The sequence below is a fragment of the Arthrobacter sp. GCM10027362 genome (assembly GCF_042679445.1).
Taxonomy (GTDB): Bacteria; Actinomycetota; Actinomycetes; order Actinomycetales; family Micrococcaceae; genus Crystallibacter.
On the sequence record NZ_JBHTML010000001.1, the window covers coordinates 98962 to 117636 of the forward strand.

The 18675-nt window shown below is 63.3% G+C and carries 14 protein-coding genes and 1 pseudogene; 7 read left to right on the plus strand and 8 right to left on the minus strand.

The window, feature by feature from the left end; all coding sequences use genetic code 11:
• Positions 1–243 precede the first annotated feature (243 nt).
• Together ACFQ36_RS00430 and ACFQ36_RS00435 are read right to left on the minus strand one after the other, a co-directional pair.
• On the minus strand, positions 244–1653 hold the full coding sequence (locus ACFQ36_RS00430; RefSeq protein ID WP_377009459.1) for an LLM class flavin-dependent oxidoreductase: 1410 nt from the start codon (positions 1651–1653) through the stop codon (positions 244–246).
• 61 nt (positions 1654–1714) lie between these two features.
• Entirely contained in the window at positions 1715–2011 is a 297-nt protein-coding gene (locus ACFQ36_RS00435; RefSeq protein ID WP_377009461.1) for a putative quinol monooxygenase, read from the minus strand.
• A gap of 1123 nt (positions 2012–3134) precedes the next feature.
• Here ACFQ36_RS00435 and ACFQ36_RS00440 point away from each other — a divergent pair.
• From ACFQ36_RS00440 to ACFQ36_RS00460, 5 genes are all read left to right on the plus strand, one after another.
• Positions 3135–3632 carry a flavin reductase family protein gene (locus tag ACFQ36_RS00440; protein WP_377009463.1) on the plus strand — a complete coding sequence of 166 codons (498 nt, stop codon included), beginning with the start codon at positions 3135–3137 and terminating at the stop codon, positions 3630–3632.
• A 113-nt stretch (positions 3633–3745) separates the two neighbouring features.
• Positions 3746–4285, plus strand: a complete 540-nt coding sequence (locus ACFQ36_RS00445; RefSeq protein WP_377009465.1) for a hypothetical protein — start codon at positions 3746–3748, stop codon at positions 4283–4285.
• Positions 4286–4504: 219 nt separating this feature from the next.
• Positions 4505–5740 carry an MFS transporter gene (locus tag ACFQ36_RS00450; protein ID WP_377009467.1) on the plus strand — a complete coding sequence of 412 codons (1236 nt, stop codon included), beginning with the start codon at positions 4505–4507 and terminating at the stop codon, positions 5738–5740.
• A gap of 11 nt (positions 5741–5751) precedes the next feature.
• On the plus strand, positions 5752–6774 hold the full coding sequence (locus ACFQ36_RS00455; RefSeq protein WP_377009469.1) for an HAD-IIA family hydrolase: 1023 nt from the start codon (positions 5752–5754) through the stop codon (positions 6772–6774).
• A 207-nt stretch (positions 6775–6981) separates the two neighbouring features.
• On the plus strand, positions 6982–7131 hold the full coding sequence (locus tag ACFQ36_RS00460) for a hypothetical protein (RefSeq protein WP_377009471.1): 150 nt from the start codon (positions 6982–6984) through the stop codon (positions 7129–7131).
• Positions 7132–8286: 1155 nt separating this feature from the next.
• Here the strand turns inward: ACFQ36_RS00460 and ACFQ36_RS00465 are convergent.
• On the minus strand, positions 8287–8910 hold the full coding sequence (locus ACFQ36_RS00465; RefSeq protein WP_377009473.1) for an AmiS/UreI family transporter: 624 nt from the start codon (positions 8908–8910) through the stop codon (positions 8287–8289).
• Positions 8911–9572: 662 nt separating this feature from the next.
• Between ACFQ36_RS00465 and ACFQ36_RS00470 the strand changes: the two genes are divergently transcribed.
• Entirely contained in the window at positions 9573–11399 is a 1827-nt protein-coding gene (locus tag ACFQ36_RS00470) for a glycoside hydrolase family 15 protein (protein ID WP_377009475.1), read from the plus strand.
• A 335-nt stretch (positions 11400–11734) separates the two neighbouring features.
• On the opposite strand, the gene ACFQ36_RS00475 is transcribed toward ACFQ36_RS00470, so the two are convergent.
• Positions 11735–11875 (minus strand): hypothetical protein, encoded by a 141-nt coding sequence (locus ACFQ36_RS00475; RefSeq protein WP_377009477.1) that lies wholly within the window; start codon positions 11873–11875, stop codon positions 11735–11737.
• A 414-nt stretch (positions 11876–12289) separates the two neighbouring features.
• Between ACFQ36_RS00475 and ACFQ36_RS00480 the strand changes: the two genes are divergently transcribed.
• Entirely contained in the window at positions 12290–13528 is a 1239-nt protein-coding gene (locus tag ACFQ36_RS00480; RefSeq protein ID WP_377009491.1) for a LuxR C-terminal-related transcriptional regulator, read from the plus strand.
• A 244-nt stretch (positions 13529–13772) separates the two neighbouring features.
• On the opposite strand, the gene ACFQ36_RS00485 is transcribed toward ACFQ36_RS00480, so the two are convergent.
• The 4 genes and pseudogenes from ACFQ36_RS00485 to ACFQ36_RS00500 all read right to left on the minus strand — a co-directional run bounded on the left by ACFQ36_RS00485 (position 13773) and on the right by ACFQ36_RS00500 (position 18603).
• On the minus strand, positions 13773–16127 hold the full coding sequence (locus tag ACFQ36_RS00485) for an FdhF/YdeP family oxidoreductase (protein WP_377009480.1): 2355 nt from the start codon (positions 16125–16127) through the stop codon (positions 13773–13775).
• 254 nt (positions 16128–16381) lie between these two features.
• Positions 16382–16489, minus strand: a pseudogene (locus tag ACFQ36_RS00490) (MBL fold metallo-hydrolase); the annotation flags it as partial.
• Complete coding sequence (gene gnd / locus ACFQ36_RS00495; RefSeq protein ID WP_377009493.1) at positions 16486–17406, minus strand: phosphogluconate dehydrogenase (NAD(+)-dependent, decarboxylating); 921 nt, start codon at positions 17404–17406, stop codon at positions 16486–16488. The gene gnd and the pseudogene ACFQ36_RS00490, both read right to left, overlap by 4 nt.
• Before the next feature lie 150 nt (positions 17407–17556).
• The gene (locus tag ACFQ36_RS00500) at positions 17557–18603 is read right to left on the minus strand and encodes a glucose-6-phosphate dehydrogenase assembly protein OpcA (protein WP_377009482.1); all 1047 of its coding nucleotides are present in this window, start codon (positions 18601–18603) and stop codon (positions 17557–17559) included.
• Between the last annotated feature and the right edge of the window lie 72 nt (positions 18604–18675).

Genomic DNA, 18675 nt, shown 5'->3' on the forward strand with positions numbered 1-18675 from the left:
GGTAACAAAGCCATGCCTTTTGTGACGTGCGCATTCCGGCCCGTGCTTGGACTCACTCCGTTAGCGAGCCCTGGGCATGTTTGGATTGGAGCCGGATTCCTCCGGAGCTGGAATCGCCTCTCCTGAGCCGGCAGATGTCGAACCGCGTCGTTGAACAGCAGGTCCTGGACTGAGCGGCGGCCGCCGGTCGTCAAATCGGTGGCCGCCACTCAGCTCATCGGTAGCTTGTCGGTCTCAGATGTTTCAACCGACCCGGGAACCCGCCACTTCGGCGCCCAGCTTGGCGCCAATGTGCTCCGCAGGGAGCCGGGAGTCGCCTGTGAGGCGTTCACGCAACGTCATGGCGCCGCCCGCGCCCGGATCCTGCGGGACGTGGCCTCGCTTGCGCAGTTCGGGAACAACCAACTCGACGAAGTCCTCCATCGTCCCGGGTGCAATAACCCGGCCAAGGTTGAAGCCGTCAACGTCTGCAATCTCCATCCACCGTTCCATCTCGTCGACGATGGTGGTCGGCGATCCAACGATCGAAGAGCTGAATCCGCCAATGCACAGCCACTTCGCAAGGCGCTCCTTGGTCCAGACGACGTCGCTGTCAACCCTGGTCAGCATGTCCATCATTGCCCGGATGGCATTACTCTCCATACTCTCCAGGGGCTGGTCTGCCGGCGCTGAAGACAGATCAACACCTGTCCACCCACCGAAGAGGGTCAGTGCCGCGTCGGTGTCGGCGTACTTGTAGAAATCCTCAAGCTTTTGCTGAGCTTCCTCGTCCGTCGGTGCCGTGATCGGGGTCAACATCACGATGACCTTCACGCTCCGGGGGTCCCTGCCTGCCTCGGCGGCCGCCTGGCGAACCTTGTCCACGGTCGGCCGCAGCTCTTCGGGACTCGTGCCGATGACGAACACAGCCTCGGCATGCTTCCCCGCGAACGCCGTGCCTGCCTTCGAAGTGCCCGCCTGGAACAGGAAGGGAGTGCGCTGCGGACTCGGCTGGCCGAGGTGGGCCCCGGGAACCTTGTAGTACTTGCCCTCGTGCTTGATGTCATGGACCTTGGACGGATCCGTGAAGACGCGGTTCTCCTTATCGATAACCACTGCGTCGTCTTCCCACGAGCCTTCCCAAAGCTTGTAGCAGACCTCCATGAACTCGTCTGCCACATTGTAACGCTCGTCGTGCGGGATCTGATCATCGAGCCCCAGGTTCTGGGCCGCGCTAGCCTGGTAAGACGTCACGATATTCCAAGCGACCCGGCCCTTGGTGATGTGGTCCAGAGTCGTCATGGTCTTGGCGAAAGAGTACGGAAGTTCGTAAGTCAGTGACTTCGTGACCCCGAAGCCCAGCCTTTCCGTGACCGCCGCCATCGCCGACACGGGAATGGCCGGATCACCGACAGGGGCCTGGGCCGCGGTGCGAAGTGCGGTGTCACGTGATCCGCCATAAACATCGTAGAAGCCAAGGACATCTGCAATAAAGAGGCAGTCGAATCCCCCACGCTCGAGGAGCTTTGCCAGGTCGGTCCAGTAGTCGAGGTCCTTGTAGCGGTGGGTTTGATCATCAGGATGCGACCACATCCCGGGGTTCTGGTGCCCCACGCAGTTCATGTCGAACGCATTCAGGATTATGCGCTTCTTGGCGTTCTGCTGATTTGTCATGCTTACATCCTTCTACTTTGAATGGAAATATCACTGAAGAACGATTTCAAAATCCGGAGATTTACTTGAAGGCCAGGACCTCCACGGGCTGAATCTCCGGCGGGGAGGAGAGAAGCTCATCCGCCTTCGCTCCAAGGGCTTTGGCAACCTTCCCGGCGAGGTGTGCCTTGCGGCCTTCCTCATGGGGAAACGTGTCATAAATTCCGAACTGATTAGCATTGATCCTGATGGCATACCAGGTGGATGTGTCAGGCTCCTCGGCAACAAGGTCCAGCGCAGCCTTTAGAAACTCAGCCAGGTCCTTCTCCTTGCCCGATTTCGCCTCAAGTCTCACCAGCAAACCGACTGAGCTCGACATGGCCTACCTCCGTTGGAATCGGCGTCACCGTGACGGTGACCGGTGCCACAAAGCTATGTTCAACCGGCGCTGCCAGACATCCGTGCTCAACACTGATTTCACTACGGGGATCCACCCCTACTCCATGCGTGGTGGCCCGCCAAACAGACACAGCCGGCGGCAAAGGAAGGACTGTATAAATAACGGTGTACCCCGCTCGACCCGCCCGGCGGCTGCCCGGCGGGGAGCAGGCCGGGACGGCTCGTTCGCCCGGTCATCGTCAAGAAACGCCGGCGCCGGCTGAACGGGGTCGGCGAGACCGTGCTTTCGCCCTATGCCAAGGGTCCGACGGCCGGCGGTGAGGACGCCAGGTTCCGGATGAAGGCTCACCGGCATCCCCGGCCGCCGGGCCAAGGGACTCCTCTTCCGCGCCTGCGGCGGACTCAAGGGCCTGCCCGAGGTCGGGGGAAACGCGGGGCCGCTGACCCTGCTGCGGATATGCATCATCCATCCGGTCCGCAGCAATTTCCGCCAGGCCCGAAAAGGGATTGCGGCGGGATCAAACGTGATCTGAAACCCATTTACATGGTCGTGAGCGCTGCTGTCGCCCGTTCGGCCATCGAGCAGTTCACCGAGCGCCGACCTGCGTCCGCCCGGATGCGGAGGAGGCTGGAAGAGAAGCCGCGGTGGAGATGAAGATGCGCTCCGTCCGCTAACGGAATGAGCATCGCCTCCCTCCCAGGAGCAGGGACGGATGACGCCGACAACGTCGAAAGGCCGGCCCCTCCCGGCATCGCATCGGAAAAGAGGTGTCCAGCAGAACTGCGGCTGTACGCATGCAGGTCAATCCGTACTGGCTCCCGTGGAGAAATCCGTGATGACCACGGATGCACTGCGCCAGTGACGCAACCCACACTGAGAGGGAAGCGTTGTAGATCCGGAATCTGAAACTGCCGGAGGTTCTTACGAACACCCGCAACCTCAGATAGCCGTCAACTTCGTTCAGCCCTGAGTTGTTTTGCGACCGACACTGCCGCGCTTGGCGGCACCGTTGATAGCACCCCCACAGGCTGGTTGGCCGCCACTGGATAAACGGCTAGCTGCGTGGGGCCCGTCCTTGCCCAGCTCATTGAAAGGAAGAACCATGACTACACAAATTGCTGAGGACACTCGCCGCCTCCGGAACGCCCTCTCTCAGTTTCCCGCGGGCGTGGTAGCCCTGTCGGCGACGGTCCAGGGCGAACGGCAGGTTCTCGTCGCTTCGTCATTCTCGGTCGGAATCTCTGAAGAACCGCCGCTCGTTCTGTTCTCCGTTCAGAAATCCTCGTCCACCTGGCCCAAGATCAAGGACGCCCCCCTCATCGGTGTGTCGGTTATGGGTGAAGACCACAACCCCCTCTGTCGTCAGCTCGCGTCGCGCAATCCGGACGAGCGTTTCCAGGGAGTAGAGACCGTTTCCGGCGAGCGGGACGACCTCTATATTGCCGGGTCTCCCCTTTGGCTGACCTGCTCGATCTACAACGAAGTCGATGCCGGCGATCACATTCTCATTCTGCTGCGGATTGAAGAATTCCAGGCCCATAATGCGCACATGCCCCTGGTGTTCCATCGTTCGGCATTTAGCCGTTTGGACCCCCGGTAGCGCTTACAAGCAAGAACAATGAGATGAACGCACAAGCCATAGCGTCTGACCAAGTCCGACGCATTGAGCCTGCTGGCCAGCCATCGATGCAAGTCGGCGACTCGAAGACGAGCATGAGGCAACTCGATATTCTGCTCACCTGGAGAGGTCGAGTGGGGCTCTTCAAGAAGTCCGGGCATTGTTCATCTGCGAGCATGCCGTGGCAATTTCTATCAGCGACCCAGGCTGACAGTTGTTCCGCGCTGGATGACGGATTGCTGCAATGCATCCAACTGCTCCATCGAGGGACCGGTCTGACCGTTCGTGACATCCTCGCGATTCAATCCGGCCCGACTATCGAGTTGTCCCATGGTTCGCAATGCACTGCCCACTTCGTCTATATGGTCGAAACCAACCACCGGCGGTTGGCACTTGGCCCCGGGTACTCGGTGCACAGGTGGGTCAAGCCGCCGAAGATCGCGCGCTTCGATGGCCGCGTTGAATGGCTCGATCCGATCGTGGAAGCCGTCGCTTCAAGGCCGTCGAACCCGCTACAGACAGTACAGGCCGGTGAGACGCCCGAGGGGGAGAGGCCGATAACCAGGGCTGGCGTGCTGATAGGTAATCCGAAACCCGGATCCGCCCTGGCTGGCGATGAGCCGGTGGCCGCCTAAATCCTCCCCTTAAAAGGGACGGTTGCATATCCAATGATGGTCCATGCATGCCGCCGCCTTCGATGTCCGTGAATTAGAGCCGGCCGCAGACAACAATGCGCCGGAACGGCATGCGGCAGCTACCGCACTGACACGAGTTCATGGACGAACAGTTTCAGCGCCCGCACGGAATCTGAAAACGCCAGGCGCAAGTCTCCCGTCACATAACTAAGGATCCAAATGACACTCAAACAGGGATCACCGCCGATTACACGAGAGCGGACCAGATCAATATCAATTGGCCTGATCCTGCTTTGCCAGGTCCTGACCTTGTCAGTCTGGTTCGCCTCGACTGCGGCGTTGCCGAGCATCGCGATCCTCGAACCCATTTCCGGTGCACGGATGGCTGCGATGACCAGTGCGCTGCAGGTCGGATTCGTTGTTGGCGCTCTGCTCAGCGCCTTTCTTAATTTGGCCGACAGATTTGACCCCAGGAATTTGTTTGCAGCGTCGGCAGCGGCGGCGGCGGTCACAACGGCAGCCCTGCTTGTGGTGTCTCCGGTGGGAAACGAAGCGCTGATTCTCAGGTTCGTTACTGGAATAGCCTTGGCAGGGATTTACCCCGTGGGCATGCGTATGGTGTCCAGCTGGGCCATCAATGACTTGGGGAAACTTGTCGGCTTACTGGTTGGGGCACTTACAGTTGGGTCTGCTCTGCCCCATCTCTTCACCATAGGCGAAGCTTGGAACTGGAAACTTGTTTATGCAGTCTCATCGGCCGCCGCTCTGTCGGCGGCGTGCCTGGTTAGATTTGTGAAGCTGGGGCCTGCGTTTACGCGGGCGCAAAAGTTCGACCCACGCGTGCTGAAAGCTGCTTTGGTCAAACGGCCAGTCCGCTTGGCAAACCTGGGATATCTGGGCCATATGTGGGAACTGTATGCCATGTGGGCGTGGATCGGGATCTTCTTTCGGGCGTCCTTGGACGCCCGGGGAGTTGACCAACCGGGGCTTGCACCCGCAGCCACATTCCTTGTAATTGCCGCGGGCGCCCTGGGGGCACTGGCCGGCGGGCGTTTAGCCGACCGACATGGCCGCACGGTTGTCACCATTTCGTCAATGGCAATCAGCGGTGCATGCGCACTTTCGGTTGGATGGCTCTTCGGGGGGCCACCTCTGCTCATACTCGTCGTGGCCGTGATTTGGGGCATATCGATCATTGCGGATTCTGCTCAGTTCTCGGCATGCGTCGTAGAACTGTCACCCGCAGAGTCAGTGGGCACAATGCTAACCACCCAAATCTGCATGGGCTTCGCAGTAACCTTTGTCACGATCCAATCCATGGACTTCGTGGTCAGTCATTTGGGGTGGGGGATCGGATTCTCGATGCTCGCCGTGGGTCCGCTATTTGGGTGCCTTGCCATGTGGTTACTGAGGCGCGACCCGGCGTCACATCTGCTCGCGGGCGGGCGCAAATGATGAGGCGCTCCATGACGAAGACTGAACCGACGTTGATAGATGGCTACGACGCCCTGCTTTGCGACCTGGACGGGGTGGTTTACGCCGGCGCCGGGGCCATAGCAGGAGCGACTGAGGCTCTCGACAGGTTGCCGGCTGCCGGCGTCAAACTGGGCTACGTCACCAACAACGCGTCCCGGTCTTCCGAGCAGGTTGCGGCCCATCTTCGGGAACTGGGTGCGCCGGCCCGGGCCGACCAAGTGTTTGGTTCCGCCCGGGCCGGCGCCGCCCTGCTGGCCCGGCACGTGGCGCCGGGGGCCAAGGTCCTGGTAACCGGCAGCCGCACATTGGTTCAGGAGATCGAAGCCTTGGGCTTTGTCCCCGTGGACAGCGCTGACCAACGGCCCGACGCTGTTATCCAGGGGTTTGATCCTGCGTTGAGCTGGCAGGATTTGGCTCAGGCATCGTACGCGATAGCAGCAGGTGCACTCTGGGTAGCCACCAATACCGACATGACGATTCCCCGCGCCGAGGGGATAGCACCGGGAAACGGATCACTGGTGGCAGCTGTCCAAACAGCCACTGGGGCGACGCCGCTGGTGGCCGGTAAGCCCGAGGCCGCCCTCTTTACGACCGCGGCGCAGAGCCTGCGGGCGGAGACTCCGCTTGTTGTCGGAGACCGTCTGGACACGGACATTCTTGGCGGCAACAACGCCGGCATGGACACCGCCGTGGTGCTGACCGGCGTCGATAGCGTGGAGTCGGTTCTGGCCGCCCGGACAGCCGAGCGGCCGCGCTACCTCCTGGCCAACCTGGGCGATCTGTACAAGCCGTATCCGCAGATAACTTCCGTCGACGGAATCTACACGTGCGGACGCTCGAGCGCCACGGTCGAGAACGGCCTTGTCCGCTATTGCGGCGACCGCAGCGAGCTGGACACCTGGCGGGCTGCCTGCGCTGCCTGGTGGAACGCCCACCCCGAAACGCCCGCCGCCTTTATGCCGGAGCTGACCGAACACGCGTCGACAGGTTTGAATCCGGTTGGGCGAATGTGATTGGTCGCAGGAACCGACCGACAGACTCGATCGCATCACCTCAGCAGCCGTCACCGGAATCGGCCTCTGCCCGGAAGGTAAGCGCCTCAGTTTCCCGAGGGTTCGCGGCAACCCCGCCTCGGCGCCGGATGCTGTTGACATGAATGGGTGGCACCGGGTTTCCGGTGGAGGAGACGAAGAACGCTCGTTCATGACCAATGAGGCGACGTGAGCTTGATGGCAATCGGCCTGGATGCCAACGATCTGGTCGGTGTGATCGGAAGCTCCCGGCTGCGGTTGCCCATGGAGCAGCGCACGTCGATGACCTTACTTGCTGAGTTCCACGCGGTTGGTTACCGGGGCATTTCCAGCTTTTGAAGGACTTTTGTGGCCTCGCCGGGGATTTGCGGCTGCGCGGTGAATTCGTGTCCGCCGATGCTGGCCGTGACCGCGCGCATGGGTTTGAGCAGCTGGACGGGTTTTTCCAGGCCGACGCCTGATTTTTCCTGCAGGTATCGGGCACGGCCAGGGCGGGGGACACGATCGTCAGGTGCACGCCGATTGCGTCCCGGGTCCGGTGAAAAACCGGGCGGCGGGCGGGAGGCTGGTAACGCGGCCCCTCCCGCCCTGCCGGCTCCAGGGCGCGGTTCGTAGCCTGCTTCGTCGAAGCGCCCGGTTGTGCTGCCGGTGCAGCATCTGCCGGCCCAGCAGCGCGAGTTTCCTGCGGTATAGCCATACGCCCGCCACTGACGGCTGTTCCTGTCCGGGTCCCGGGCGGGTTCAGCGCGCTGGTCGGTCCGGGACGGGTCCGCGGCCCGGGTGCGCATGGTGACCGTGTCCACGGTCCGGCCGTCCTTGCGTCGGCATCCGGGCAACGTTGACCGGGAGCCGGGAGGCACCGGACTGCACGACCGCCGTGCCGGAACGGGGCCTCGCACCATGGTCCGGCGACACCCGGCCGGGGCTGGGTCTGTCCCGGCCGGCACGTACCAGGACAGCCGGCCGGCATCGGTGCGGGCAGACGCGAGGTGTTCCACGACCGGCATTTCCCGCCGGCCTTGTCCACGATCTGCACCGGAGCAGCCCCGGAACCGGTCGGCCACTTTGCGCAGGCACCGCGCCACCGTAACCACCTCGGATGAGTTACTACGAGCCCTCCCCGTATCCGGCCGGCAGGGAAAAGGCCAGCCAGACCACAAAATCCAGGTCCGCACGCAACCCGGGATTCACCGTCAGGTTCTACGAACGGGCCTCCGGCAAGCGGAAAGCTGCCGGAGGTTTCATCCGGCAGCAACCGGTGACAGGCCTGCCCTGTAATTGGCCGCTAAGGGGAGGGCCGCCGGGTCGGAGGCCATCCGTCATGAGGGAAGACCTGGGGAAGCCCACGGCGGTGCGGGCAAACCGCGCCGCGGGCTCCAACCCGGGGGAGCCGTCGGGGAGAAGCCGGCCCGCAGGCAGGCTTCTCCCCGACGGCAAACCGTCACGGACGGTCACGTGCGGTCCGGCACGGTTCTGCTGTTTAGGCGTTGACCGTCACGAGACCATCGTTGCTTGAGGCTCTTGAGCCAACGACGAAGAAGACGAGAACCTGAAGAGCGCGCGAACGGCAAAGGGCGTCAACACCGTTGCAACGATGACCGGCCACACGGGCAGGTCGGCCCACAATCCAAGCATCGTGAGGATGGCGGGAACCGTGCACGTCCACACGGACATGACAATTGCTGCCGCGCCTGCAGCCAGGCCGTGATCTGCCCGGCCGCGAGCCAGCACGCTCCAAAAGAGTCCCCAGAGGACACCCCAGTTGAGCCAGATAATGGCCTGTTTGGGATCGCCGAAGTGGAAAAGGGCCACAGCGGCAAAGACGACGGTGATGGCCGCTACCCATATGCAGTACCAGCCAAATCCGGTTGCGTCATTTCGAGTGAGGTTGGTAATCCCTGCCCAGAGGTAGGTAAGCCCGAACAGAAACACGGGGCTGGCGCCGAGAAAGTCATCAGGTCCTTTGGCGGTCGTCAGGAGGTAGAAGGGAATGGCCGTCGTCAAGAGGCCAACAAAGATGTTAATAATCGCTGAGTTTCGAGGATCGGCGTGTCCCAGGAAGGCCATGCCGTTAACAAAGAGCACTGCGCCGATGAGCAGCAAGCCTGCACTTATCATCTGTTCAGTTCCTTTTCTGGTAGGGCTTCAGACCATGTCTGGTTAGGGTCTGGATAAGTAGGCGTTCAGCTAAACGGGCTGGTCACGCAGCGTAGGCGTTCAGCTGGACGGGCTGGTCACGCAGCAATGCCCATGACGGCGAGTACTTCAATTTCCACGGGAGTTCCAGGCACAAGCTCGGCACCTGGATCTGCAGCATTTCCCTGTCAGTGTGGATTGCGTCACCGACTTCTCAGTGTGGTTTGCGTCACTGGTTCTGTGCATCCGTGGTCATTACGGATATCTCCACGGAAATCTGTACGGATTGACATGCATGCATAAAACAGCAGCCCGCAATGCTCCTTCGCCTACGGCCACAGGCAACGGAGGAGTAAGGCCAGCCCGGGATTCCTCCGGGCGGCTCCGTGGCCTCGGGCAATCCAACGGGTTGCTTGTACCTTGGAGCTCATGACCCGGGACTGGGCAGTCCGCGCCAAATGGGCCGCAGAGTCATCTTGGGGTGATGGAGTGCCTCAGAGCCCGGGCCGTTCACATGACCAGGTGCCAAGCGTGGTTCGCTGACGAAGAAACCGGGCTGTTCACCACGTCGTGAATCACAAGGATTGGAAGCGGGAAAAACACGTAGACTGACCTGCGGAGCAGGTATGTGCTTAGGTAGACCCATGCGGACGCCCATCGAGGATTATGCGCTCCTGTCAGACCTCTCCACCGGACCCCTCATTTCCCAGCGGGGCAGTGTTGATTGGCTTTGCCTGCCCCGCTTTGATTCGCCGGCCATCTTTGCCTCGCTGCTCGGCACGGAGGACCACGGCCGGTGGTTGCTGGCTCCCGCCCAGGCAGACGCCGCCGTCGTCAGCCGCAAGTATGCCGAGTCAACGTTCATCCTCGAAACGGTTTGGCGGGACTCGGGCGGTGGGCAGATCCTCGTCACGGACTTCATGCCCATCGCTCCTGGCCGGTCATCCCTGCTTCGGCGGGTCACCGGACTCAGCGGGACGGTGGCCGTGCGTCAGGAGCTGATCATCCGCCCCCAGTACGGGGCGCTGACACCGTGGATGAGCCGCACCCGCAGCAGTGATTCGCACGGTGGGGGCGAAGCGCTGCTGGCCATGGCCGGACCTGACGCCTGGGTGATGCACGGGCGCCATCTGCCCCAGCCCCACGGCGACAGGTATGAAGGGGAATTCGTGGTTTCGGCGGGCGAGGAGGAGGACTTCGCCTTGACATGGTTTCCGTCCTACCGCGTAGTCCCGCCGCCACCCAGCTTTGATGCTGCCTTGGCCGAGGCCGCGAATTACTGGACCCGCTGGGGCAGTCACTGCCGCCAGGACGGAATTTACGGGGCTGCCGTCAAGCGCTCCCTGCTCGTGCTCCGCGCGCTGACGCACTATGAGACCGGCGGCATTGTGGCCGCCCCGACAACATCACTGCCTGAGGCGTTCGGCGGCTCACGCAATTGGGATTACCGCTTTTGTTGGCTTCGTGATGCCGCGCTGACACTGGAGTCAATGCTGACGCACGGCTATGGAACGGAAGCGCTCAAATGGCGTAACTGGCTGTTGCGGGCCATTGCCGGGGACCCGAAAGATATTCAGATCATGTACGGGGTGGCCGGCGAACGTGAGCTGCCGGAACGGGTGCTTGAACATCTTCCCGGTTACCAGGGCGCGCGACCGGTGCGGATCGGCAACGCTGCCGCCATGCAGTATCAGGCAGATGTGGTGGGCGAGGTGATGGTGGCGCTGGAACGCCTGCGCATGGCCGGGGGCAAGGAGGATCCGTTCTCCTGGACTCTTCAGCGGGCCCTGCTGGGATTTGTGAAGGAGCATTTTGAGGACAAGGACTTTGGCTTGTGGGAAATTCGCGGAGAGGCCCAATACTTTACGCATTCCAGGGTTATGATGTGGGCTGCCTTTGACTGCTGCGTCCGGGCGGTCCGCGACCATGGACTTACCGGGCCGGCCGCGCACTGGACCGAGTTGCGGGACCGGTTGCGGGCGGAAATCCTGGACCGGGGCTTCAACACGGAGCTGAACTCCTTCACCCAGACCTACGGGGGCCGGCAGGTGGACGCCGCGCTGCTCGCGATACCGCAAGTTGGTTTTCTCGCCTATGACGATGAACGGATGTTGTCAACGGTGGCGCAGCTGGAGCGCGAGTTGCTGACCGACGAAGGCCTGTTGCTGCGCTACCGGACGGAAACCGGTATCGACGGCCTGGAGCCGGGCGAACATCCGTTCCTTGCCTGTTCCTTTTGGCTCGTCGAGCAGTACGCCCGCACCAACCGCCGGGACGCTGCCGGGGCCCTTATGGATACGCTCATAGGCTTCTCCAATGAACTGGGCCTGCTGAGCGAGGAATTCGCGCTGAAGGAACAGCGGATGGCTGGCAACTTCCCCCAAGCCTTTTCTCACCTGGCTCTGGTCCGGGCCGCTGACGCAATGCACGGTGTGGACCGGCTGAGCATGGCGGTCACCCCGCCGTCATAGGAACCGGCCTGAGGCCAGGATGCAGTTCTGCGTTCCGGGGCAAGCCCACTCCCGCCCGATGTAAAACGGGTGGTTCCGCATGCCCGGGGTGGGCAAGCAGGATCCTGGCGAGGATTTCCGCGGACCCTGCCTTTCCGAAGGGGTCATCTGGCGCCTCCCTCAGGCGGAGCGATTCGCCGATGAGAATGCGTGCCTGCGCGGCGTCTGCGGCTTTAGCATGACGACCGACGGCCCGGGCCCTGCCCGGCCGGGCAGGGCTGCCGGTCGGGAAAATCGGGGCAGGCCATCCGCCGGCTGTGGCGTGGAGACCCGGTCCCTGCTGTGCACTGAGGCTCTCAGTGGCTGGCAGCCAGGATGGGCGCACCGGCAAACGCCGGCTGTGTGACCGGCACAAAAGGAATAATCAGCCATTCACCGCAGTAGAACTCCACATAGGAGTCGGCGGGGCAATTTGCGTAGGCTTCTTCGCGGGTCATCTCAGTATTCCTTCCAGTAACCGCTGCGTTTCGAGGCTTGGCGGGCCCCTTCCGTAAGAGCTCCAGGCGCAGGCTTGGCACCTGGATCTGCAACACTTCCCAGTGTGAATTGCGTCACTGACACCATGCATCCGTGGTCATCACGGATTTCTCCACGGGAGCCGGTACGGATTGACCTGCATGCGTACAACCGCAATTCTGTTGGGACACCTCACTCCCCATCTGAACTGCTTCAGAGCAAGGAGAAGTTCAAGAGGAAGACGGATAAAGACCATGCACAGAAGCCAAGTTCTTCTCCATAGCCCTGTTCAGCGGGTGTTCCGCGATAGAGTGCCAAGCCGGATTCGCGGGGCAGCCACCAACCAGCCCCTGAAGGAATCCGCCACCTCCCTTCCGGACCTGCCGTGGCCGCTTTTGCAGACCGTGGCAGCATTGGCCGATGCCCCCCTGACCCAGATAGCAGAGCGGCTACGGGATGCCATGCTCCCCTACATGGGAAGCAGCGCGCTGGTCATCTTCACCGAAGACTGCACCGGGCAGCCGCAAAAGAAGGCGGGCGACGAAGAAATCACTTCCCGGGTCTCCATCGCCGAGCTCGACATGATTCGCGCTGCCCTTTCGGATGAGACACCCTGGTCCGGAGAAGCCGAGCTCGCCGGCCGGCCCCGCCCCGTACTCGCTTTGAAACACGTCCCCAGCCATGCCCTCCTCGTCCTCACGGATCCCCACCCGGCCGCTTCCGGGCACAGGGCCGGGCTCGACCTGGTGACGTATCTGTGGCGCATTGCTGCCCGCCGGATCCAGGAGAAAGTGGCCGATGCGCCGCCGTCGTACCTGCTGGAATCGCGGGCGGCCTCGGCCGAGCGCGTCCGCGTGACGGCGGAACTGACCGATCTGCACTCGACGACCTTGGAGACCCTCCTGACAGCCCTGCGCTCATCCTCCCTGGACGACGCAGCAGCCCGCTCAACCGTCACTGACCTCACCGCCAAGGCACTGGTCGGGCTCCGCACCCTCAGCGACCGCACGACGGACCTGGTCGAAGAGCCCGTCGCCAAAGCCTTCGAACGCCTGCGGGAGGACCTGCGGCCGCTTACGCGCTTCGGCGGCGTTGAGGTCGAGTTCATCGAACCGCCGCTGAATGGAAGGGCCCTCCCCGGCGAAGTTGCCCACGCGGCACGGGCCATTGTCCGCGGACTTGTGCTGGCCATGATGGAACAGTCCGACGTCAGCAGAGTCCGGACGCAGTGGGACTGCGACGGCGAAAACCTGCTGATCAACGTACGCGACAACGGTCCGGGTACGCTTGCGGCCGATGCCCCGAGCATCGGCCGCCTGGACCGCCGGGTCCGGGCGCTCACCGGAAACCTGCAGATCGACGTCATGCCAGGCTGGGGTGTGGACGTCCTCGTCATGCTCCCCTTGGACCGGCCGGTGCGCCCGGCGGGGGATGTCCTCGCCTGGAACCTTGCCGACCGGGAACTCGAAGTGCTCCAGCACCTTGTCGCCGGACAAAGCAACCGCACCATCGCCTTAAAGCTGGGCATCAGCGAAAATACGGTCAAGTTCCATGTGCGGAACCTGTTCAGGAAGCTCGACGTCGGCTCACGCACCGAGGCCATCGCCCTGGCGCACAGCCACGGACTCCGCTGACGGTGTAAAAAGGCCCGGCGGCACCGGGATAGCCTGTGCCCCCGTCGGGCACGGCGGCATTAATTCCATGCCTCCGGGACGGCAATGCTCCTCCTGGACAGGAAACCGTATCCGCGTGCAGCGCGCAGCCGCCGCGCTCGCCGCCGGGCCGCTGGTTGATCCGGGAATGGAACGCCGGCGACCGATCGGCAGCACAAGAACGGCCCCGCCTCCTTTCGGAGGCGGGGCCGTTCTGCTGTTCGCCTCAGCCGGCAGCGGCAGCCTCAAGGGAAGCCGATTCAACGGCCAGCACGGCTTCACCCGCGTGCGGCTCGAAGCGGACGAACATGGCCTTGAAGCCGGGGGTGTTGGATTCGCGGGCCACGTTCTCCTTGTGCACCAAAGCGTTGGCTTCCGGGAAGTAGGCAGCGGCGCAGCCCTTTGCCGTGGGATAGGCCACCAGGCGGAACTTTTCGGCTCGGCGGTCATTTCCCTGGAAGGTGCTCACCACGTCCACCAGGTCCCGGTCCTGGAAGCCGAGCTCTGCCAAATCTTGCGGATGAACCAGGATCACCCGGCGGCCGTTGGAGATGCCGCGGTAGCGGTCGTCCAGGCCGTAGAAGGTGGTGTTGTACTGGTCGTGGCTGCGGATGGTCTGGAGCACCAGGTGGCCGGGCGGCGGGGTGAGGTATTCCAGCGGGCTGACGGTGAAGCGGCCGCGGCCGATGTCGGTGGCGAAGGACCGGGTGTCCCGGGGCGGGTTGGGCAGCACGAAGCCGTTCTTGGTCCGGATCCGTTCGTTGAAGTTCTCGAAGCCGGGCAGCACCCGGGAGATGTGGTCGCGGATCACGTCGTAGTCCTCGGCCATGGCCTTCCAGTTGACCGGGTGGTCCGGCCCAAAAGTGGCCTCGGCCATGCGGGCCACGATCACCGGCTCGGCCAGCAGATGCTCGGATACCGGTTGCAGCCGGCCCTGCGTGGAGTGGACCACGGACATGGAGTCCTCCACGGACAGGAACTGGGCGCCGCCGGGGTGCTTGTCGTCCCGGTCCGTGCGGCCCAGGGTGGGCAGGATCAGCGAGGTCCGCCCGTGGACCACGTGGGAGCGGTTGGGCTTGGTGGAGATGTGCACGGTCAGGCCGATCCGCTGCATGCCCGCCTCCAGCATCTCGGTGTCCGAACAGGCCAGCGAGAAGTTGCCGCCCATCGAGACGAAGACGTCCACCTCGTTGCGTTCGAACGCCTGCATGGACTCCACCGCGTCGTAGCCGTGGTGCCGGGGGGACCGGATGCCGAACTCGCCGTCGAGGGCCTCCAGCAGCCACTCGGCCGGCTTCTCCCAGATGCCCATGGTCCGGTCACCCTGGACGTTGGAGTGGCCCCGGACCGGGCAGGCGCCGGCCCCGGGCTTGCCGAAGTTGCCCTGCAGGAGCAGCACGTTGACCATTTCCTTGATGGTGTCCACGGAGTGCGGCTGCTGGGTGACGCCCAGCGCCCAGCAGAAGATCGTGGCCTTGGACCGGATCAGCATCCCGGCAACGTCCTCGATCTGTTGCCGGGACAGGCCGGTGGCTTTCTCGGTTTCGTCCCAGTCCAGCTCCGTGCGGGCCTGCCGGTAGGCCGCGAACCCGTCGGTTTGCGCGTCGATGAAGGAAAGGTCGAGGACGGTGCCTGGGTTTTGTTCCTCGGCTGCCAGCAGCAGGTGGCCGAGTGCCTGGAACAGTGCCAGGTCGCCGCCCACCTTGATCTGCAGGTATTCGTCGGCCAGCGGCGTGCCGTTCCCGACCACACCGGAGACGGTCTGGGGATCCTTGAAGTTGAAGAGGCCGGCTTCGGGGAGCGGATTGACCGCCACTACTTTGCCGCCCTTGTCCTTGCATTCCTTCAGGGCGGAGAGCATGCGCGGATGGTTTGTACCGGGGTTCTGTCCGACGACGAAGATGAGTTCGGCGTCGTGGATGTCGTCCAGCGAGACGGTGCCCTTGCCGATGCCGATGGTCGGGTTCAGCGCCGAGCCCGAGGATTCGTGGCACATGTTGGAACAGTCGGGAAGGTTGTTGGTGCCCAGGGCGCGGGCGAACAGCTGGTACATGAACGCGGTCTCGTTGGCGGTGCGGCCGGAGGTGTAGAAGACGCAGCGGTCCGGAGTCGTCGCCCGGATGTGCTCGCCGATCAGGTTGAAGGCGTCCGTCCAGGAAATCGGCGAGTAGTGGGTCTCACCTTCACGGATGACCACCGGTTCGCTGAGCCGGCCCTGGTTGCCCAGCCAGTACTCGGTCTTTTCGGCAAGCTCGGCGATGGAATGCCTGGCCCAGAACTCTGCCCCCACGGTCCGCAGGGTGTTTTCCTCCGCCACCGCCTTGGCGCCGTTTTCGCAGAACTCGGCCGCCTTACGTTTCTTGTCCGATTCCGGCCACGCGCAGCCGGGGCAGTCGAAGCCGCCCCGCTGGTTGAGCCGCAGCAGCGACTGGGCCGTGCGGGTGACGCCTGCCTGGGCCACCGCACGTTCCAAGGCAACCGTGACGGCCTTGAGCCCGGCCGCCTCGGTCTTGGGCTTGTGGACGGAGAGCTCGTCCTCGTTGATGTCCGCGACGGGGGCGGGCTGTTTCCCGAACTTCATTGCTCCAACTTCCTTAACTGCATACGTCCTGCTTGTTTGATTCGCCGGAAGGCGCGCCAGGGTTCCTGGCGCGCCTTTGCCGGGCACTCTATCTATTGCTAGGCACTCTGTCTATCAGCTGAGCCTGCCTCTGGTCCTGTTACTGCGAAATGTTTGCCAGCGTTTCCTGTTCGTGTGGATTGCCCCCCAGCGTGGCCCCGCCTACCTGGAAACTCGTCGCCGTCGGCGTGGTGCCGGTCCCGATCCGCGTCGGGTTCATCGTCATTGCCCACGATCCAGACGTTGTTGTCCACGTCCCAAGTGCCGCCGTCGAGCGAAAACGTGTCCGAGGTGACCAGGTTCTCGATCCTGACACCCGTCAGGAAGCCACCAACGACGGGAGTTCCACAACCGAAGCGCCGGGCGCGCGGACAGCATGTCCGCCGAATTGGTTACGGAGGGCCGAGACCATTTTCATGGCAGGCGCGTCGTCCTGCCGGGAAGCGAACCGGGCGAAGAGGGCGGCGGTAATGGCGGGTGCAGGGACGGCGTTGGCTATGGCTTCTTCCACCGTCCAGCGGCCTTCGCCCGAATCCTCGACGTATCCGGCGATCCTGCTTAGGCCTGGATCTTCTTCAAGCGCCTTGACCATGAGATCCAGCAGCCACGAACGGACGACCGTGCCTTTCTGCCAGGCACGGAACGTTCCATGGACATCCTTGATGATGTCCTTGGCTTCGAGCAGTTCGTATCCCTCGGCGTAGGCCTGCATGAGGGCGTATTCGACGCCGTTGTGCACCATTTTTGCGTAGTGGCCGGCACCGACATCGCCGACGTGGACGAAGCTTTCTTCCCGCGGACCCTCGGGACGCAAGGCATCGAACAGTGGCATGGCTGCCTGGATGCGGCCCGGATCTCCCCCGACCATCAATCCATAACCATTGGCCAGTCCCCACACACCACCGGAGACACCGACGTCGACAAATCCGATGTTCTTCTTGGCGAGCAGTACCTCATGTTTCTGGTCCTCGGTGAACTTGGAGTTCCCGCCGTCGATCACCAGGTCCCCGGCGTCGAGCCGTCCGGACAGATCCGTGATTACCGAATCCGTGATTTGCCCCGCAGGAACCATCACCCAGATAACCCGCGGTGCCGGAACTGCCGCTACCAACGCCTCGACCGAGTCAACATCCGTCAACTCGGCATTGCGGTCGTAGCCGGTAACCTCGATGCCCGCGTTACGCAGGCGTTGGCGCATGTTGAAGCCCATTTTCCCAAGTCCAATGAGGCCGATGTGCATGATGTTCACTCTTTCCCGGTTTTGATTGGAGACTAATGGCGCGATTCCGAACTGAGGTTCTTGCTGCTTTCGGCCTATGGGTTTGGCAACCGTGCCGGCATCAGCAGGTAGCGCTAGCCTTCCTTGTCTTCGCCTTCAAAGGCCTTAATTTCATCTCCGGACAAGGCGCCCGCCGCTTTCGAAGCCGATCAGTTCACTGTTGTCCGAAAGCGCAACGGCGATCGGTGACAAACGGTCCCGGTCACGTCCCGGCTCCGTGTTGCCGGTCAACGTCACGCGGCTTTCCACTCTGGAAGTACCAAGGCTACGAACCGTTTCGCCGAAGACCTCGTCGGGGTCGAGGCGGCGCAGTTCCTCGGCCAGGCAGTCCTGCAGGGTGCGGCGCGGCAGGGAAATCCGCTGCGCGGGTTGCCCGGGCCGGGTCAGTTCGGCGACGGTGAGTGCCGGCCGGAACAGCCGGATGTCACCGGAGGCTCGGGACAGCCGGACGCCCCGGATGCCGGTGCCGGCGGCACCCGTGACGATGGTGACGGGTGCGTCCAAGGCCCGGTGCAGCCAGGCCGCGAGCAGGACCGTGCTGGGGGAGTTGGAGGCGCCTTCGACGGTGACGGCGGTGACCGGGGAGGAGTCCGCCTGCTCCAGGGCCGCGGCCAGCTGGATGCGCCAGTTGGTGAGCCTGGTCCAGGCCAGGTCGGTATCCCCGGCGGCGTAGACCTTCGAGAGCTTCTCCAGCGCCTGCTGGGGGTCCGGTTCGTTGGCGGAGTCGGTGATCCGCCGCGTGGCGATCCGCCCGATGGAGGTCCGCGAGGCGGAATCGGGCATGCCGTGGGGCCACCAGGCCACAATCGGTGCGTCCGGCAGCAGCAGCGCCGAGACCAGGGATTCGCTCTCGGCGGCCAGCTGGCCGTGGCCGTACAGCACGATGACCTCGGACGCGCCGGCGTCCCCGCCCACACGGATCTGGGCATCCAGCCGGTCCCGGGCGCCGGCTCCGGCGTCGGCCAGGACGATGATCCGGCAGGGGTGTTCCCGGCTGGCCTCGTTGGCTGCCTCGATGGCTTCTTCCTCGAGCCCGGACTTGGTGACCACCACGAGGGTGAGGACCCGGCTCAGGGCGATCACGCCGCCCTGCTCGCGCAGGGCCATGAGCTTTTTGGAAACGTTGGAGGTGGTGGTGTCCGGCAGGTTTACAATCATGGCCTTCTCCAGGTTCGTCCGTCGCGGGCCAGCAGTTGATCGGCCGACGCCGGGCCCCAGCTGCCCGGGGCG

Bases quoted from the DNA above. Each gene is read 5' to 3' on its own strand.
- ACFQ36_RS00440 (WP_377009463.1), top strand. From the start codon at position 3,135: ATGACTACACAAATTGCTGAGGACACTCGCCGCCTCCGGAACGCCCTC.
- ACFQ36_RS00485 (WP_377009480.1), bottom strand. From the start codon at position 16,127: ATGAAGTTCGGGAAACAGCCCGCCCCCGTCGCGGACATCAACGAGGAC.
- ACFQ36_RS00445 (WP_377009465.1), top strand. From the start codon at position 3,746: ATGAGGCAACTCGATATTCTGCTCACCTGGAGAGGTCGAGTGGGGCTC.
- ACFQ36_RS00435 (WP_377009461.1), bottom strand. From the start codon at position 2,011: ATGTCGAGCTCAGTCGGTTTGCTGGTGAGACTTGAGGCGAAATCGGGC.
- ACFQ36_RS00455 (WP_377009469.1), top strand. From the start codon at position 5,752: ATGACGAAGACTGAACCGACGTTGATAGATGGCTACGACGCCCTGCTT.
- gnd (WP_377009493.1), bottom strand. From the start codon at position 17,406: ATGCACATCGGCCTCATTGGACTTGGGAAAATGGGCTTCAACATGCGC.
- ACFQ36_RS00470 (WP_377009475.1), top strand. From the start codon at position 9,573: ATGCGGACGCCCATCGAGGATTATGCGCTCCTGTCAGACCTCTCCACC.
- ACFQ36_RS00430 (WP_377009459.1), bottom strand. From the start codon at position 1,653: ATGACAAATCAGCAGAACGCCAAGAAGCGCATAATCCTGAATGCGTTC.
- ACFQ36_RS00465 (WP_377009473.1), bottom strand. From the start codon at position 8,910: ATGATAAGTGCAGGCTTGCTGCTCATCGGCGCAGTGCTCTTTGTTAAC.
- ACFQ36_RS00500 (WP_377009482.1), bottom strand. From the start codon at position 18,603: ATGATTGTAAACCTGCCGGACACCACCACCTCCAACGTTTCCAAAAAG.
- ACFQ36_RS00450 (WP_377009467.1), top strand. From the start codon at position 4,505: ATGACACTCAAACAGGGATCACCGCCGATTACACGAGAGCGGACCAGA.
- ACFQ36_RS00475 (WP_377009477.1), bottom strand. From the start codon at position 11,875: ATGACCCGCGAAGAAGCCTACGCAAATTGCCCCGCCGACTCCTATGTG.